At 65.1% G+C, this 16522-nt stretch carries 12 protein-coding genes; 7 read left to right on the top strand and 5 right to left on the bottom strand.

The window, feature by feature from the left end; all coding sequences use genetic code 11:
• Positions 1-98: 98 nt before the first annotated feature.
• Positions 99-1124 carry a LacI family DNA-binding transcriptional regulator gene (locus FJ471_RS30790; RefSeq protein ID WP_140809072.1) on the bottom strand — a complete coding sequence of 342 codons (1026 nt, stop codon included), beginning with the start codon at positions 1122-1124 and terminating at the stop codon, positions 99-101.
• A 195-nt stretch (positions 1125-1319) separates the two neighbouring features.
• Here FJ471_RS30790 and FJ471_RS30785 point away from each other — a divergent pair, with 195 nt between their 5' ends.
• The 5 genes from FJ471_RS30785 (at position 1320) to FJ471_RS30765 (ending at position 6289) form a co-directional block, all read left to right on the top strand.
• Entirely contained in the window at positions 1320-2351 is a 1032-nt protein-coding gene (locus FJ471_RS30785; protein WP_140809070.1) for a Gfo/Idh/MocA family oxidoreductase, read from the top strand.
• A complete protein-coding gene (locus FJ471_RS30780) occupies positions 2348-3256 on the top strand; it encodes a sugar phosphate isomerase/epimerase (RefSeq protein WP_140809068.1) in 909 nt (302 codons plus the stop codon). Before FJ471_RS30785 ends, FJ471_RS30780 begins: the two co-directional genes overlap by 4 nt.
• A gap of 102 nt (positions 3257-3358) precedes the next feature.
• Complete coding sequence (locus FJ471_RS30775; protein ID WP_140809065.1) at positions 3359-4372, top strand: substrate-binding domain-containing protein; 1014 nt, start codon at positions 3359-3361, stop codon at positions 4370-4372.
• Positions 4373-4448: 76 nt separating this feature from the next.
• A complete protein-coding gene (locus tag FJ471_RS30770; RefSeq protein ID WP_140809062.1) occupies positions 4449-5243 on the top strand; it encodes an ATP-binding cassette domain-containing protein in 795 nt (264 codons plus the stop codon).
• Positions 5243-6289, top strand: a complete 1047-nt coding sequence (locus tag FJ471_RS30765; protein WP_140809059.1) for an ABC transporter permease — start codon at positions 5243-5245, stop codon at positions 6287-6289. Before FJ471_RS30770 ends, FJ471_RS30765 begins: the two co-directional genes overlap by 1 nt.
• 33 nt (positions 6290-6322) lie before the next feature.
• On the opposite strand, the gene FJ471_RS30760 is transcribed toward FJ471_RS30765, so the two are convergent.
• Complete coding sequence (locus FJ471_RS30760) at positions 6323-8977, bottom strand: UvrD-helicase domain-containing protein (protein WP_140809057.1); 2655 nt, start codon at positions 8975-8977, stop codon at positions 6323-6325.
• Positions 8978-9217: 240 nt separating this feature from the next.
• Here FJ471_RS30760 and FJ471_RS30755 point away from each other — a divergent pair, with 240 nt between their 5' ends.
• Positions 9218-11533 (top strand): glucose/quinate/shikimate family membrane-bound PQQ-dependent dehydrogenase, encoded by a 2316-nt coding sequence (locus FJ471_RS30755; RefSeq protein ID WP_140809055.1) that lies wholly within the window; start codon positions 9218-9220, stop codon positions 11531-11533.
• 144 nt (positions 11534-11677) lie between these two features.
• On the opposite strand, the gene FJ471_RS30750 is transcribed toward FJ471_RS30755, so the two are convergent.
• Complete coding sequence (locus FJ471_RS30750; protein WP_140809053.1) at positions 11678-13750, bottom strand: bifunctional diguanylate cyclase/phosphodiesterase; 2073 nt, start codon at positions 13748-13750, stop codon at positions 11678-11680.
• A gap of 399 nt (positions 13751-14149) precedes the next feature.
• Positions 14150-14587 carry a hypothetical protein gene (locus FJ471_RS30745; RefSeq protein WP_140809051.1) on the bottom strand — a complete coding sequence of 146 codons (438 nt, stop codon included), beginning with the start codon at positions 14585-14587 and terminating at the stop codon, positions 14150-14152.
• A gap of 230 nt (positions 14588-14817) precedes the next feature.
• Here FJ471_RS30745 and FJ471_RS30740 point away from each other — a divergent pair, with 230 nt between their 5' ends.
• Positions 14818-15693, top strand: a complete 876-nt coding sequence (locus FJ471_RS30740; RefSeq protein ID WP_140809049.1) for a dienelactone hydrolase family protein — start codon at positions 14818-14820, stop codon at positions 15691-15693.
• Between the two features lie 9 nt (positions 15694-15702).
• On the opposite strand, the gene FJ471_RS30735 is transcribed toward FJ471_RS30740, so the two are convergent.
• Positions 15703-16522 (bottom strand): DMT family transporter (locus FJ471_RS30735; RefSeq protein WP_140809047.1); only part of this gene is annotated, 820 nt, incomplete at its 5' end.

Here is a 16522-nt window from a genome sequence, read left to right as displayed (position 1 = left end):
GAACCCCCTCGCGCAAAACGCGCAAAACTGTTCGCGATGTCCTCGCACACCTGTTCGCGATGTCCCCAGTCCAAACAAAGGGGAGAAGGGAGAGGTGCTCAATCGCTCTCTCTTGCGGCCAGCTCCAGCGGCCAGACCTCGCGGATGATGCGCGTACCTTCAGGGCCGGCGAAGGCGGGAAGCGACGCTAGAAGCATCTCGGCCAGCCGCCGCCCCATCGGCTCCAGCGACGGACGGAAGGCGGTCAATGCCGGCGAGAAGTAGCGGCAAAGCGGCGTATCGACGATGACGATCACCGCGACGTCGTGGCCCGGCCTGATGCCCATCTCGGCCAGCGCCTTGCAGCCGCCGAGGGCCATGGCGTCATTGTTGAAGATGATGGCGGTCGGCCTTTCCTTGGAGAGCATGACGCGCGGCGTCACCTCGTAGCCGCCGGCCTCGTTGATGAAGCCGTCGGCGATCAGGCCGGGGTCGACTTCGATGCCGTGCCTCTTCAGCGCCTTGCGGTAGCCGTCGAGGAACAGGTAGCCGAAGTTGAGATCAAGCGAAGGGCGGATGGCCGCTATGCGGCGGTGGCCGCGCGCGACCAGCCGGTCGACGGCCTCATCGCCCGCCCTCTCGAAATCGATATCGAGCGAAGGATAGGTGTCGCCGCCGGACTGACTCCGGCCAAGCGTGGCGAATGGAAAGCCGGCCTTGCTGAGATAGTCGATCCGATCGTCTTTCCGCCGTGTGTTAGCCAACACGACCGCATCGGCCCGGCGGGTTTCAACCACGCGGCGCAGCCTCTCCGGCTGATATTGGCCGGGCTCACCCATGACGACCATCAGATCGAGGTCGCTTTCGGCGAGCCGCGCCTGCAGGCCGGTCAGGAACGGGATGAAGAAAGGCTCGCCATATTGCTGGTCGCCCGGATGCGGCTGCAGCATGAAGGCGATCGAGCGGGTGGCGCCCTGGCGCAGACTGCGGCCCGACTGGTTGGGCGAATAGTTCAGCTTCCTGGCCGCATCGAGCACGCGCTGGCGCGTCTCCGCATTGACGTCGGCGCGGCCGTTCAGCGCGCGGGACACGGTGCCGATCGAAATGTTCAGGTGACGCGCGAGATCGTGGATGCTGGACGCCAAGGCCGGTTCTCCCCCTGTCTTCGCTAGCACCGGCCGACCCTCAGGCCAAGCAGTGGATGTCGATTTTCGCGAGCAGGTGATTGACATTCTACGCCATCGGGTGTGTTCTCGTAAACGTTTACGGAAAAACGTTTACGGTGATGCCGTCGACGCTGTGACACTTGGCCTGGAGGGGCCGAGCGGGAGGAGCGCTGGATGATGAAGGTCGTCCTGGTCGGGTGCGGAGCCATGAGCAACCGCTGGCTCGACGCCGCAAGGCAGATCGAAGGGCTGGCCGTTGCCGGCCTTGTCGATCTCGATGCCGAGCGGGCGCAGGAGAGGGCGCGCGAATACGGGCTTGCCGCCGCCGTCATTGGCACCAGCGTTGACGCCGTTCTCGACCAGACAAAGCCGGATGCCGTGTTCGACGTCGTGGTTCCAGCGGCCAGGCGAGAAGTGGCCTTTTCCGCTTTCGCCCAGAATTGCCATCTCCTGACCGAGAAGCCGCTGGCCGACAGCCCGGAGAACGCGCGCGCCATTGTCGAGGCGGCGCGTCGCGCCGGACGCGTTCACGCCGTCGTCCAGAACCGTCGCTATGTCCCCGATGTCAGGCGCATCCGGCGGTTTCTGGACTCTGGCGCCATCGGCAAGCCGACCAGCATCCATGCCGATTTCTTCGTCGCGCCGCATTTCGGCGGCTTTCGCGAGGAGATGCGCCACGTGCTGCTGCTCGACATGGCGATCCACACCTTCGACGCCGCGCGCTACATGGTCGCCGGCGAGCCGGCAGGCGTTTATTGCCAGGAGTGGGAGCCGGCCAGTTCCTGGTACCGGCAGGGATCGTCGGCGAGTGCCGTCTTCGACCTCGGCGGTGGCAAGGTCTTCACCTATGCCGGCTCCTGGTGCGCCGACGGCTTCCGCACGAGCTGGGAAGGGAGCTGGCGCATCGTCGCCCAGCGCGGCAGCCTGTTGTGGGATGGCCATGACGGGCTGAAGGCGGAGGTGGTTGCGACCGGCCGCGACGGTATCATCGACAAGACGCAAGCCATCGAGGTGCCACCGCTCGATCCCGCCGACCGGGTCGACGGCCATCTCGGCATCATCAAGGATTTCATGCACGCGATCGAAACCGGCACTGAGCCCGAGACGCGCGGCGCCGACAACATCAAGAGCCTCGCCATGGTGTTCGGTGCGATCGAAAGCGCCGAAACCGGACGGCGAGTGGCCATCAGACAGGAAGCACAATGATGCCGAACCCGCTTCTCGATATCAGGATCGGCACCATGGTGCGGGCGAATCTCGACGATCCGGCCGCCTACGTAAGGCAGATCCTGCCGCTCGGCTTCGAGAGCATCCAGCCTTTCTTCTGGCAGACGCTGGGCGGCAAGGATCTGCCGCGTCTCGCCGGTGAGATTCGCGAGGCGATCGGGGACGCCGACGTGACGGTGTCGTCGATCGGTGTGTTCGGCAACCCGCTGGAAGGCGGCGAGGTCGATCGCGGCGTGCTCGCGGCCTGGGAAACCATTATCGACCATGCGCATCTATTCGGCGCTTCCACGATCAGCGGCTTCACCGGCCGCCTGCGCGGCAAGAAGCTGACCGACAGCCTGCCGCGTTTTCGCGAGGTGTGGGGACCGCTGGCCAGGCGAGCCGCCGACAAGGGCGTGCGCATCGCCTTCGAGAACTGCGCCATGGACGGCAACTGGGCGAGCGGCGACTGGAACATCGCCCACAATCCCGATGCCTGGGAGCTGATGTTCAACGAATTGCCCAACGACAATCTCGGGCTCGAATGGGAGCCCTGCCACCAGCTCGTCTACCTGATCGATCCGATTCCGCAGATCCGCAAATGGGCGCCGCGCATCTTCCACGTCCACGGCAAGGACGCGACGGTGCGCTGGGACGTGATCCGCGAGCATGGCGTGTTCGGCCGCCTGCCCTTCGTGCAGATGCGCACACCGGGTTTCGGCGACAGCGACTGGACACGCGTGATCAGCGAGTTGCGGTCGGCAGGCTACAAGGGCGCTATCGACATCGAAGGCTGGCATGACCCGGTCTATCGCGGCGATCTCGAGATCACCGGCCAGGCGCGCGCGCTCGACTACCTGAAGCAATGCCGGGGAGGGAACAGCTACCTGCCCAAGCCGGCTTGAGCAGCGGCCGGCGGGAGGAGCCGGCCGAAGACTGCGGCGCTGAGCCGAAGCAATCGTCGAAAACGCCCTCCGATTGCGAGGGACAAAAAGGGAGGAACGTGCATGAGCATGACGACCAGAAGGACTGTTCTGCGCTCGACCGTCGTTGTGGCCGCCACGGCGCTCTGCGCCTCGATCTCCACCTTGCCGGCGCAGGCGCTCGACGCCCAATGGTGCAAGGACGTCCACATCCGCTTTTTCGTCGGCGGCGCCGAGGGCGACGCCTTCGGCACCATCGTCTACAATGGCGCCAAGCAGGCGGCGGCCGATCTCGGGCCGAAGGTCGACTACATCTTCTCCCAGTGGGACGTCGAGAAGATGGTGCAGCAATTGCGCGAGGCGGTCGCGGTCAAGCCTCAGGGCATCGCCATGATGGGCCATCCGGGCGACGCGGCGATCATGCCGCTCGCCGAACAGGCGCATAAGGACGGCATCAAGATGATGTACCAGAACGTCCCGGTGCCTAAAGTGACGGCCGCGTTCGGCGGCGGCTATGTCGGCGCGCAGCAGGAGCAGCAGGGCCGCGCGCTCGGCGCCGAGGCGTTCAAGCTCGGCAAGCTCAAGGCCGGCGACAAGGCGATCATGATCGGTCCGTTCGAAAACGAGAGCCGCGGCGCGCGCGAGCGCGGCACGGTCGCTGCGCTGAAGGAAGCGGGGGTCGAGGTCATCCAGCTGTCCTCGCCACCGAGCGGCGAATGGGCGTCGGACCCCAACCTCGCCATTCCGGTGATCACGGCAGCACTGCTCAACCATCCCGACGTCAAGGCGGTTGGCTATCCCGGCGGCCAGATGCTCGGCAACGTCGCCACCTACATGCAGGCGGCGGGACGCAAGCCCGGCGACATCTTCAACTTCGGCTTCGACACCAGCCCGCAGATCGTCGAGGGTTTCAAGGGCGGCTGGGTGCAGCTGACGGCCGACCAGCAGCCGTTCCTGCAGGGCTATCTGCCGATCCTCAGCCTCTGCCAGCAGGTGGTGCTCGGGCTGGCGCCGATGAATGTCGATACCGGCGCCGGCTTCGTCACGCCGCAGAACTACGAGATCGTTTCCGAGCTTGCCAAGCAGGCGCTGCGTTGACCTCCCAGGCTGCCGGCCGGGATTATTGCCCGGCCGGCGAGACGACCGGCAGGCAGACAATTCCAGCGAGGATCGCATGAGCGAACGCATCATCGAACTGCGCGACATCAAGAAATCCTATGGCCAGGTCTATGCGCTGGGCGGGGTCAATCTCAGCGTCGATCGCGGCGAGGTGGTCGGCCTGATCGGCGACAACGGCGCCGGCAAGTCGACGCTGATCAAGATCCTGTCCGGCGTGGTGAAGCCGACCAGCGGCGATATCCTGGTGCGCGGCAAGCCGGTCAGCGGATGGAGCGCGGCGCGCTCGCGCGACGCCGGCATCGAAACGGTGTTCCAGGATCGGGCTCTGGCCGTGCAGCAGACCATCGTGCGCAACATCTTCATGGGCCGCGAGCTGACAAGCTTTCTCGGCTGGCTGAAGGTCAACAAGGAGGTCGAGGAGGCGAGCCGGCTGATGCGTGAGATCGGCTTCACCTCGAAAGTGTTCACGCCGCACTCGATCGTCGGCCAGCTCTCGGGCGGCGAGCGCCAGGGCGTGGCGATCGCCCGCGCCATCTACAAGCAGGCCGAGCTGATCATCCTCGACGAGCCGACGACGGCGCTGTCCTTGACCGAGACCGCCAAGGTCTTCCATTTCGTGCGCCAGGTGCGGGCGAGCGGCCGCTCGATCCTGTTCATCGGCCACAACATCCACCACGTCTTCGACATCGCCGACCGTTTCGTGGTGCTCGATCGCGGCAAGGTGGCGCTGACGACCGACCGCAGCGAGGTCAAGTCGGCCGACGACCTGATCAACTTCATGGAAGATGTGGCGCATCCTGGCGGGTTGCCGGGCCTGCACGAGGGCACGGACGCGGAGCAGAGAGCGTGATGAGCAAGGCCATGGAACCCGATCTGCAGTCTTCTCTGGGAAGAACAAGCGGCCAAGCGGCTAAGGAATGGAGCCATCCGTCCGAACACTGGCTGCGCGGCTTCGTCCTCGACAACCGCGCGGCCCTCGGCACGCTGGCCGTGTTCATCGTCATGATGGCGGTGTTCTTGATCGCCAACCCAACCGTCTTCACCACCTGGTATCTCTACAGCTCGGTGCTGACGACGCTTCCCGTCGCGCTGTTCGTGGTGGTACCGCTGGTCTTCGTCGTCACCTGCGGCGAGATAGACTTGTCATTTCCCGCGACGATGGGTTTCGCCTCATGGGTCTTCGCGCTGGTCGTGCAGGCGGGCTACGATCCGTTCATCGGCATTGCGGCGGCGCTGGTCACCGGCACGCTGCTCGGCTTCCTCGTCGGGTCGCTGGTCGTCTATGGCGGGCTGTCGTCGCTGATCGCCACGCTCGGCATGAACTTCCTGCTGCGCGGCCTGATCCAGATCATCAACGAGGGCAAGTCGATGGCGCTGACCGGCCTTGCCGACAGCTCGGCCTACGCGATCTTCTCCAGCCAGCTCTGGGGCATTCCGGTGCAGATTTTCTGGGCGATCGCCTTCGTCGTCTTCTCGGCGCTGCTCTACAACCGCCACCGCTTCGGCGCGCAGGTGAAGGTCGTCGGCGACAATCCGGACAGCGCCAAGCAGATGGGCATCGACGTCAAGCTCGTGCGGGTGAAGGTGTTCGTCTTCGTCGGCATAGGTGCTGCGATCGCCGGCACCTTCTCGGTGATGATCAATTTCACCTGGTGGCCGACGGCCGGCGACGGCTATCTGTTGCCCGTGCTGGCCTCGGTGTTCGTCGGCGGCACGCCGACCTGGGGCGGCATCGGCACCGTCGTCGGCGGCGCCATCGGCGCGGTCACGGTGTCGTTCATCCAGACCGGCGTGGTGGCGGCAGGCCTGAGCGGCTTCTACGTCCAGTTCTTCAACGGGCTGATCATCATCCTGTCGCTGCTCGGCCACAAGTGGAACCAGGCAAGGTATCGGTGAGGCAGGAGAATTCGGTTGGGTCGGCTGTGAACTTCAAACGCCGACCACAAACCCGTCCAGCACGCGTTTCTGGCCGGCCTTGTCGAAGTCGATGGTGAGCTTGTTGCCCTCGATGGCCGCGATGTTGCCGTTGCCGAATTTCTGGTGGAAGACGCGGTCGCCGACATTGAAGGCGGACGGGGTGTCGGCGACGGATTTGGCGACCAGCTCGCCTTCGATGGTGCGGCCCTTCACCGAGGTGCGGCCGGCGCCATAGCCGCTATCGGTCTCGCCATAGCCGATGCGCTCGACCTGGTGGCCGGAGCGGGTGCCCCAGTTGCGGTCGGTGGCCTCGGTGCGGTTGGCCTGCGCGCGCTGCCAGCCGGGCGTCGCATAGGTGTTGGAAAAGCTGCCCTGGTCCTTGGCGCCGACATTGTCGAAGCGCGAGGCGCCGTAGGGATTCTGCCGGCCGCCGCCGCGTCCGGAAGCAAATGAGCCGCCGCCATAGGGGTTGCCGTAGCCGCCATAGCTGTTGCCGCTGTCGGCGATTTCGACATGGGTTTCCGGCAGTTCATCGACGAAGCGCGACGGGATGGTCGATTGCCACAGTCCATGAATCTGACGGTTGGAGACGAACCAGATGTGCAGGTTCTTTTTCGCCCGCGTCAGGCCGACATAGGCGAGCCGGCGCTCTTCCTCGAGGCCGGAGCGGCCGCCTTCATCCAGCGCGCGCTGGTGCGGGAACAGGCCTTCCTCCCAGCCGGGGAGGAAGACGGTCTCGAATTCGAGGCCCTTGGCCGAGTGCAGCGTCATGATCGAGACCGCGTCCTGCTCGGCATTCTGCTCGGCGTCCATGACCAGCGCGACATGCTCGAGGAAGGAGCGCAGCGATTCATACTCCTCCATCGAGCGGATCAGTTCTTTCAGGTTTTCCAGCCGCCCGGGCGAATCCGCCGAACGGTCGTTCTTCCACATGTCGGTGTAGCCGCTTTCCTCCAGGATGGTCTCGGCGAGCTCGGTGTGCGGCGTGGCTTCCAGCGCCTTCTGCCAGCGCTCGAAATTGGCCGCGACCTCGCGCAGCGCCGCGCGCGGCTTAGGCTTCAACTCGTCGCTTTCGGCAAGTGTGGCCGCGGCCTCCAGCATTGGAATGCGCATGGCGCGCGCCGTGTCGTGGATCTGGCGGATGGTGGCTTCGCCGAGCCCGCGCTTCGGGGTGTTGACGATGCGCTCGAAGGCGAGGTCGTCCCCGCCATTGGCGACGACGCGGAAGAAGGCGAGCGCATCGCGGATTTCCAGCCGCTCGTAGAAGCGCGGGCCGCCAATGACGCGGTAGTTGAGGCCGAGCGTGATGAAGCGGTCCTCGAAGGAGCGCATCTGGAAAGACGCGCGCACCAGGATCGCCATGTCGTTGAGCTTGTGCCGATTCCCTTGTCTATCGGGGCGCTGATAGGCCTCGATGGCGTCGCCGATGGCTCTCGCCTCTTCCTCGGAGTCCCAGGCGGCATGGACATGCACCTTGTCGTCCTCGGGGTCGTCGCGGTCGGTGAACAGCGTCTTGCCGAAGCGGCCCTCATTGTGGGCGATGAGGTGGGAAGCGGCGCCGAGGATATGCGCGGTGGAGCGGTAGTTGCGCTCCAGCCGGATGATGGTGGCGCCCGGGAAATCCTTGTCGAAGCGCAGGATGTTGTCGACCTCGGCGCCGCGCCAGCCATAGATGGACTGGTCGTCGTCGCCGACGCAGCAGATGTTCACTTTGTTCTCGCTCACGGCCGCGCGCTCGCTCCGCTCGTTGGCCTCCGCGGGGGCGGCCTGACCGGCCGACGCCCGGTCGGGCTTGCGGCCTTCGGCCGATTGAGCGCGTCCAGAATTGGGCCGCTGGGCGAGCAGGCGAAGCCACATGTACTGCGCGGTGTTGGTGTCCTGGTACTCGTCGACCAGTATGTATTTGAACTTGCGGTGATATTCCTTCAGCACGTCCGGGTAGGCGCGGAAGATGCGGATCGGGTGATAGAGCAGGTCGCCGAAGTCGCAGGAATTCAGCGTCTGAAGCCGTTCCTGATAGGCCTTGTAGAGCTGGCGGCCCTTGCCGTTGGCGAAGCTGCGCGCATCGCCTTCGGCGATTTCGTCGGGGCCGAGCCCCTTGTTCTTCCAGCCGTCGATCATCTGCGCGAAGGTTTTCGCCGGCCAGCGCTTGTCGTCCAGCCCTTCGGCCTGGATCAGCTGCTTGATCAGCCGCACCACGTCGTCGGTGTCGAGGATGGTGAAATCCGATTTCAGCCCGGCGAGCTCAGGGTGCCGGCGAAGCAGCTTCACGCCGATCGAGTGGAAGGTGCCGAGCCAGGGCATGCCCTCGACATTGCCTTCGCCGATCAGGTGGCCGATGCGCTGCTTCATCTCGCGCGCGGCCTTGTTGGTGAAGGTGACGGCCAGGATCTGCGAGGGGAAAGCCCTGCCGGTGGCAAGGATGTGGGCGATGCGTGTGGTGAGCACCCGCGTCTTGCCCGTGCCGGCGCCCGCGAGCACCAGAACCGGGCCTTCGGTCGTCTCCACGGCGAGACGCTGCTCCGGGTTCAGGCCCTTCAGATAATCAGGCGCACTGTTCTGGCCGCTGCGCGCCGCCATGGCGCGCGCGGCTATGCCGGATGGGGCCGCCGCCGGCCGCGCATTCGGTTCATCGAAAAAAGGCATGTCCTCGGAAAAGCCCGACATCGCCACCGAATGTAGTGATTCGGGGGCGAAAGACCAGAACTGTCTACGTTTTGTTCTAGTTTCGCGTGTCCCGGACCAACTTGACAGCCGGAGCGGGCAGGGGAAAGCTGCGCAGGCAGGGGACGGCGTGTCGTCGCCTGGAACCGCTCTATCTTTTGTTTGACGCAATTCCGGACGGAAAACCGCTTCACACTTTTCCTGAAATTGCTTGAAAGCGCGCAACAGTCGAAGGAGCACGTCTTGGCTGTCACCATCACCTCCCTCGTCCTTTTCCTCATCGGTCTCGTTCTCGGCGGCGGCGGCATCTGGCTCGTCGCGCTGGGTGGCAGCTGGTATTACCTGATCGCCGGCCTGGTGTTCCTGGTCACCGGCTGGCTGCTGTTCAGGCGCAGGTCGACCTCGCTCTGGCTCTACGCGCTGTTCGTGCTCGCCACTTTGTGCTGGGCCGTCTGGGAAATCGGCTTCGACTGGTGGCAGCTCGGTCCGCGCGGCGGCATCATCGTGCTCATCGCCTTGTGGCTGCTGACGCCGTGGGCAAGGCGGGGCTTGCGGGGGCCGGACGGACGCGCGCCGCTGATCCTGGCCGTGCTGGCATCGCTCGCGGTCGCCGGTTATTCGATGACCGCCGATCCCAAGGATATCGGCGGCACGCTGGGCACGGAAAAGGTGGCGACGGCGGCCAATCTCGGCGGCGACATGCCGGCCGGCGAGTGGCACTTCTACGGCCGCACGCCGTTCGGCCAGCGCTATTCGCCGCTCGACCAGATCACGCCCGACAATGTCGCCAAGCTGCAGCCGGCATGGACCTACCGCACCGGCGACGTGAAAGGCCCCGACGATATCGGCGAGACGACCTACCAGGTGACGCCTCTGAAAGTGGGCGACGCGCTGTTCATCTGCACGCCGCATAATTTCGCCATCGCCATCGATGCCGCGAGCGGCAAGGAGAAATGGCGCTACGACCCGAAGATCAAGCTCGATCCCGATCGCCAGCACCAGACCTGCCGCGGCGTGTCCTACTACGCCGACGCCAAGGTCGCCGCCGGCCAGCCTTGCGCCGCGCGCGTCTACCTGCCGACTTCCGACGCCAGGCTGATCGCGCTCGACGCCGCGAGCGGGCAGGCGTGTCCGTCCTTCGCCGAGGGCGGCACGCTGAACCTGATGGCTAACATGCCCTATCCGAAGTCGGGCTATTACTATTCGACGTCGGCGCCGCTGATCGTTGGCGGCAAGATCATCGTCGGCGGCGCGGTCAACGACAATTACTCGACCGAGGAGCCGTCAGGCGTCATCCGCGCCTTCGACGTCGACAGCGGCGCGCTGTTGTGGAATTGGGATTCCGGCAATCCGGACGTGACGACGCCACTGCCCGCCGGGCAAACCTACACGCACAACTCGCCCAACATGTGGTCGACCGCCAGCGCCGACGAAAAGCTCGGGCTGCTCTATGTGCCGCTCGGCAACCAGACGCCGGACCAGCTCGGCATGGGCCGCAGCGCCAATGTCGAGAAATTCTCCTCCTCGATCACCGCGCTCGACCTCAACACCGGGCAATTGCGCTGGGTGCGGCAGACCGTGCATCACGACCTGTGGGACATGGACGTGCCGGCGCAGCCGTCGCTGGTTGACATCACCACGGCGAGCGGCGTGGTGCCGGCGCTGGTTGGGCCGACCAAGCAGGGCGATCTCTACGTGCTCGACCGGCGAACGGGCGAGCCGATCATTCCGGTGAAGGAAGTGCCCGCGCCCGGCGGCGCGATCGAGGGCGATCATGCCTCGCCGACGCAGCCGGCCTCGGACCTGTCCTTCAATCCGAAGCCGCTGACCGGCGCCGACATGTGGGGCATCACCATGTTCGACCAACTGGCGTGCCGGATCGAGTTGAAGAAGCTGCGCTATGAGGGGCGCTACACGCCGCCTTCGCTGCAGGGCTCGCTGATCTATCCCGGCAATTTCGGCGTCTTCAACTGGGGCGGCGTCGCCGTCGATCCGGTGCGGCAGGTGATGTTCGGCATGCCGACATATCTCGCCTTCACGTCCAAGCTCATCCCGCGCGCGGACGTGCCGGCGCCGGGCGACAACACCAAGGGCAGCGAGCAGGGACTAAACCGCAACGAAGGCGCGCCTTACGCGGTGGTGATGGGGCCGTTCCTGTCGCCGCTCGGCGTTCCCTGCCAGGCGCCGCCCTGGGGCTATGTCGCCGGCGTCGACCTCAAGACGGGAAACATCGCCTACAAGCACCGCAACGGCACCGTCTACGACATGACGCCGCTGCCTCTGCCGCTCAAGGTCGGCGTTCCAGGCATTGGCGGGCCGATGATCACGGGCGGCGGTGTCGCGTTCCTGGGCGCTGCCGTCGACGACTATCTGCGCGCCTACGACCTCACCACCGGCAGGCAGCTCTGGCAGGCGCGGCTGCCGGCGGGCGGGCAGTCGACACCGATGACCTATACGGTTGCCGACGGCCGCCAGTTCGTCGTCATCGTCGCCGGCGGTCACGGCTCGGTCGGCACCAAGCCGGGCGACTATGTGATGGCCTACACGCTGCCCAAATAGGTGCGCTGATATTCAGGTGAGGCCGGCCTGCGAATGGCCCGGTCCTGCGCTTCCGGTGCTCACGTACTTTAGCACGCTCCGCTCCGGTTCTCGGACCGAGCCATTCTCGGCTCGGCCTGACCTGAATCTCAGCACACCTATGCGCTAGGCAACGGCTTGGGCAGGTGCCGTAAATGACGCTGCGCTTGTCGCGACCTCGGCGCGGTGGCCGAGCGCGAAGATCTCGCCGAAGGGCGCCGGGCGGCCGAGCAGGAAGCCTTGCGCCTCGTTGCAGCCTTCGGCGCGCAGGATCGACAATTGGCTGTGCGTCTCGACGCCCTCGGCCAGCACCGGGATGTGGAGGCTCTGGCCGAGCGCCAGAACGGCGCGGATGATGGCCTTGGCCTGCGGGCTGGTTTCGACCTCGGACATGAAGGAGCGATCGAGCTTGATCTTGTCGAACGGGAAGGCGCGCAGTGTCTCCAGCGAGGAATAGCCGGTGCCGAAATCGTCGATGGCGATGGTGACGCCCAGCGCCTTGATCCGCCGCAGGATGTTCAAGGTGCGGATCTTGTCGGCGATGATGGTGGTTTCGGTGATCTCGAGCTCCAGCCGGCTCGGCTTGAGCCCGGTCTCGAGCAGGATCTCGTGGACGAGCTTCGGCAGGTCGGCATGGGCGAACTGGACCGGAGAGAGATTGACCGCGACCTTGTAGGGATGATCCCAGGAGGCGGCCTTGGCGCAAGCGGTGCGCAGCACCCACTCGCCGAGCGGCAGGATGAGGCCGTTTTCCTCGGCCAGCGGAATGAACTCGGCCGGAGAAATATTGCCCCTGGTCGGATGCTTCCAGCGCAACAGCGCCTCATAGCCGCGGATGTCGCAGGTCGAGACCGAAGTCTGGACCTGGTAATGGAGGTCGAGCTGGCTATTCTCGACGGCATCGCGCAGGTCGTTGGCCAGTGTCCGGTTGGCGCGGACGGCCTCGTCCATGGCCTGCTCATAGAAGCAGACATTCTGGGTTATGTTCGCCTTGGCGCGGTACATGGCAAGGTCGGCGTTGTTGACCAGCGTTTCGCGGTTGTGCGCGTCATTCGGGTAGATGGCGATGCCGAGGCTGGCGCCGGTGGTGGTTTCGATGTCGCCGACCCTGATCGGCGCGAACAGCGCCGCTTCGAGGCGCGAAATGAAATCGACAAGGTCCGACTGGTTCTTCATGCGCTTCACGCCGGCGAACTCGTCGCCGCCGAGGCGGGCGACGAACTCGCCTTCCTGCAGCAGCGCACCCATGCGCTCGGCCAGGTTCTTCAAGGTCTGGTCGCCGGCGCCGTGCCCCCAGATGTCGTTGATCTCCTTGAACCGGTTGAGATCGATGCCGATCACCGCGACCTTGCCGCCGAGCTCGCGGGCCCGGTCGATCTCGCGGTCGAGATGATCGTTGAAGTTCGCCCGGTTGGGCAGCCCGGTCAGCGTGTCGTTCATCGCCAGATGATGCAGGCGCTGGAAGGCTTCCGAGCGCGTCCGGTCGTCGATCAGATAGCTGGCAAGGCCCGTGCCGATGATGATCAGGCCGGCGACGGCAACACCGAGCGCCATGGCGTGCAAGGCCATCGCATCGCCATTGGCGCCGCGCGTCACCAGCGGCGTCACCTGCACCGCCGCCATCGCGGTGAAATGCAGGCTGACGATGGCCAGCACCAGAACGGCCGCGGCCCAGTAGTTGCGACCGGACAGCCGCTCGTTGAGGGCGGCGCTCACGGCGAGGCAGGCAAAGACCACGGAGAGCAGGACAGAGGCGGCAATATAGGTCGTGTTCCATTCGACGATGCCGTCGACATGATAGGCGGCCATGCCTGTGTAGTGCATGCCGGAGATCGCGAGGCCGACGATGACGCCTCCGACGATCGGGGCGACGCGCGGAGCGTGGGTCGTTGCCGCGATGAAGCCGGCGGCGGTGCCGGTGATGGCGATGAACAGCGAGGCGATCGTCAGCACCGGGTCGAAGGCAATCGGGGCGCCGGGATCGTAGGCCAGCATGGCGATGAAATGCGTGCACCAGATCGACGATCCGGCGCAAACCGAGGTCAGGAAATGCCAGCCGACCTGCTGCAGGCCTTTGGCTTCATGCGCACGCAGGAAAAGCCGGATCGTCGCCCAGGAGCCAGCGCTGCAGACCAGCGCAGCGACCAGCACGAGCCACAAATTGTGATCGACCGTCACGCAGGAGATGACGCGCATCATGGCCGGGTAACCCTTCGTTTTCGGGGGTGCCGGACCTTCTTGCCTCCTCAAACGGCCGCCCGGCGTCCGTCAGCGCGAACGGCCGATTGCCATATCCGGGCGAGGGGTTTGACCGAGGCGATGAAAGGCAGCCGCCCCCAATGCGGATACCGATAGTTCAATCAGCACAATCGGATGCAACTTCTAATGGGCGGTTAATTGCAATTAACGGAGCCTTGGCGGCTATGGAAATGGTTTCCGGAATATGTACGAAGGTTCTAAAGTAGGAATAATATCGATATTCCAGGCAAACAGAGCCGCATCCGGCGGGATATCCCGCGATCTGTCGTCGAACGCGACCGGCAAAAAAAGCGAATCAGCCCGTTGCCGAATGGCCACCCAGGACCCGTTCGGAATGCTTCAAAGCCCGAGATGGCTCCTCAGGCTCGGTACCTGGTCCAACACCTGGTTGGTCAGGTCAGGGCCGGCGGCGGCCTCGGCCTGCTGGATCAAGGTCTCGCCGGCCTTCTGGATTTGCGCCATGTCGAGGCCCGAAGCCTTGAGCGCCGCGACGCCGTTGATCAGCGCGCCGGCTTTTTCGCTCAGCACGCCGCCAAGCGCGCCCTGCAGCGACGACAGAAGTCCGCCGCCCGAACTTGCCGCCGCGCCGGCGGCCATCACGTCATATTTCTGGGCTAGCGCGCCGGCGCCGGGGATTTGGTCGAAGAAGGACGAAACGCTGGTGCCTTCAGCCTCGTGCTCGAGCACGGAAAAGATGGTGCCGACAACCTTCTCGGTGGTCGGCTCGTCGAGGCCGGCCTTCGAGGAAACGGTGTTGATGATATCCTGGACGTTCATGGCATTCCCCTTTCGTCATTCGTGTCGGTGCGGCGGCTTAGGCAACCTCGCCCCCTAATGTGACAACACCATCAAGACTTTCGGAAATGACCAAAACGTGATGAATCAAGCTGGCTTGTCGGCAAAGCGGCTCTACTAAGGCTCTGCAAGGGATCGTCACCCGAGCGTGACTGGACCGCGTGATTCTCGACCCTATCTTGCGGATCATCCCTGAACTGTCGAGGACAGCCATGACCGAACCCGCCATCACTCAGGCGATGATCGATGCGTATGACGAATACACGCATCTGACGCTCGACCGCCGCCGCTTCATGGAGCAATTGACGAAGCTGGCGGGCTCGGGCGCCGCGGCGGCCGCGATCGCGCCGATGCTGGCGGCCAATTCCGCCAAGGCGGCGATCGTCGCCGAGGACGACAGCCGCGTTAAGGGCGAGGACATCACCTATCCCGGTTCAAGCGGCGCGATGAAGGGCTACCTGGTCAAGCCGGCCGGTCAGTCCGGCAAGCGCGGCACCGTCATCGTCATCCATGAGAACAGGGGTCTCAACGCGCATATCCGCGATGTCGCGCGGCGTGTGGCGCTGGAAGGGTTCGTCGCGCTGGCGCCGGACTTCCTGTCGCCGCTTGGCGGCACCCCCTCCGACGAGGACAAGGCGCGCGACATGTTCACCAAGCTCGACGCTGCCCAAGTCGCGGCAGAGGGCGTGGCGACGATCGCCTATCTCAAGGGCCTCGAGGACGGCAACGGCAAGGTCGGGGCGGTCGGGTTCTGCTGGGGCGGCGGCGCGGTGAACCAACTCGCCGTCCATGCGCCCGACCTCAGCGCCGGCGTCGCCTATTACGGCATGCAGCCCAAGGCCGAGGACGCCGCGAAGATCAAGGCGCCGCTGCTCCTGCACTACGCCGGGCTCGATACGCGCACCAATGCCGGCATCGATGCCTACAAGAAGGCCCTCGACGCCGCGCATGTCGAATACAAGGTCTATGTCTATGAGGGCGCCAACCATGCCTTCAACAACGACACCTCGGCCGCGCGTTTTGACAAGAAGGCCGCCGATCTCGCCTGGGGTCGAACGATCGCCTTCCTGAAAGACAAGCTCGCATAGCCGAGTCGTCTAGGCATTTGCCGCCGGCTTGTGGAAGGCGACGCCTGCGATCACCAGCGCGATACCCATGCAGTCTGTGATGCTCGGCACCTGGTGCAGCACGATGACGCCGATCAGTGTTGCCGTGAGCGGCAGGAGCGAGAGCATCAGCGCGAAGCTCGCTCGCGGCAGCCTCGCCATGGCGAGCTGGTCGCAGATGTAGGGGATGACCGAGGAGCAGACGCCGACGCCGATCGCGGCGGCGAGCAGTTGCGGCGATGAGAAGGCGGGCAGCGCCTCGCGGAAGCCGATGGGCAACACGATAAGGAATGCGATCGCCATGGCGGCCCCGAGGCCGGCGATGCCGATGCCTGCCTGGGCGACGCGGTGGCCGATCACGATGTAGCCGACGAACAGCGCGCCGTTCAAAAAAGCCCAGAACAAGCCGACCGGATCGCTGGACCATTTCACGTCTATGAGCAGCAAGGTGCCGATGACGGCGACGGCCAGCGCAGCTAAGTTGCGCCGGCTGCGCAGGCCGACCAGCGCCACCCCGATCGTGCCGACGAATTCGATCGCCGCCACCAGCGAGATCGGCAGCCGGTCGAGCGCCAGATAAAACGAGCAGTTCATCACCGCCAGGCAGATGCCGAATGCCAGCAACAGGAGCCGCTGAGCGCGATCCGCGTCGGCGAAAACGCGCCAGGGTCTGGTCAACGGGGCGAAGATCAGAGCGGCGGTGGCGATGCGCAGCCAGGCCATGCCGAGCACCCCGACCTGGTCGAAAAGCAGCACCGCGAAGGCCGGCCCCAGATAGTGGAACACGGCGCTGACGCAGAACCAGACATGC

The organism is Mesorhizobium sp. B2-7-1, assembly GCF_006440735.1.
Taxonomy (GTDB): domain Bacteria; phylum Pseudomonadota; class Alphaproteobacteria; order Rhizobiales; family Rhizobiaceae; genus Mesorhizobium.
This window is presented reverse-complemented; position numbering and strand designations above follow the sequence as displayed.

What these genes read in the sequence shown, in the direction of transcription:
- FJ471_RS30785 (WP_140809070.1), top strand. Translation starts at nt 1,320, where the DNA reads ATGATGAAGGTCGTCCTGGTCGGGTGCGGAGCCATGAGCAACCGCTGG.
- FJ471_RS30780 (WP_140809068.1), top strand. Translation starts at nt 2,348, where the DNA reads ATGATGCCGAACCCGCTTCTCGATATCAGGATCGGCACCATGGTGCGG.
- FJ471_RS30775 (WP_140809065.1), top strand. Translation starts at nt 3,359, where the DNA reads ATGAGCATGACGACCAGAAGGACTGTTCTGCGCTCGACCGTCGTTGTG.
- FJ471_RS30770 (WP_140809062.1), top strand. Translation starts at nt 4,449, where the DNA reads ATGAGCGAACGCATCATCGAACTGCGCGACATCAAGAAATCCTATGGC.
- FJ471_RS30765 (WP_140809059.1), top strand. Translation starts at nt 5,243, where the DNA reads ATGAGCAAGGCCATGGAACCCGATCTGCAGTCTTCTCTGGGAAGAACA.
- FJ471_RS30760 (WP_140809057.1), bottom strand. Translation starts at nt 8,977, where the DNA reads ATGTCGGGCTTTTCCGAGGACATGCCTTTTTTCGATGAACCGAATGCG.
- FJ471_RS30750 (WP_140809053.1), bottom strand. Translation starts at nt 13,750, where the DNA reads ATGATGCGCGTCATCTCCTGCGTGACGGTCGATCACAATTTGTGGCTC.
- FJ471_RS30745 (WP_140809051.1), bottom strand. Translation starts at nt 14,587, where the DNA reads ATGAACGTCCAGGATATCATCAACACCGTTTCCTCGAAGGCCGGCCTC.
- FJ471_RS30740 (WP_140809049.1), top strand. Translation starts at nt 14,818, where the DNA reads ATGACCGAACCCGCCATCACTCAGGCGATGATCGATGCGTATGACGAA.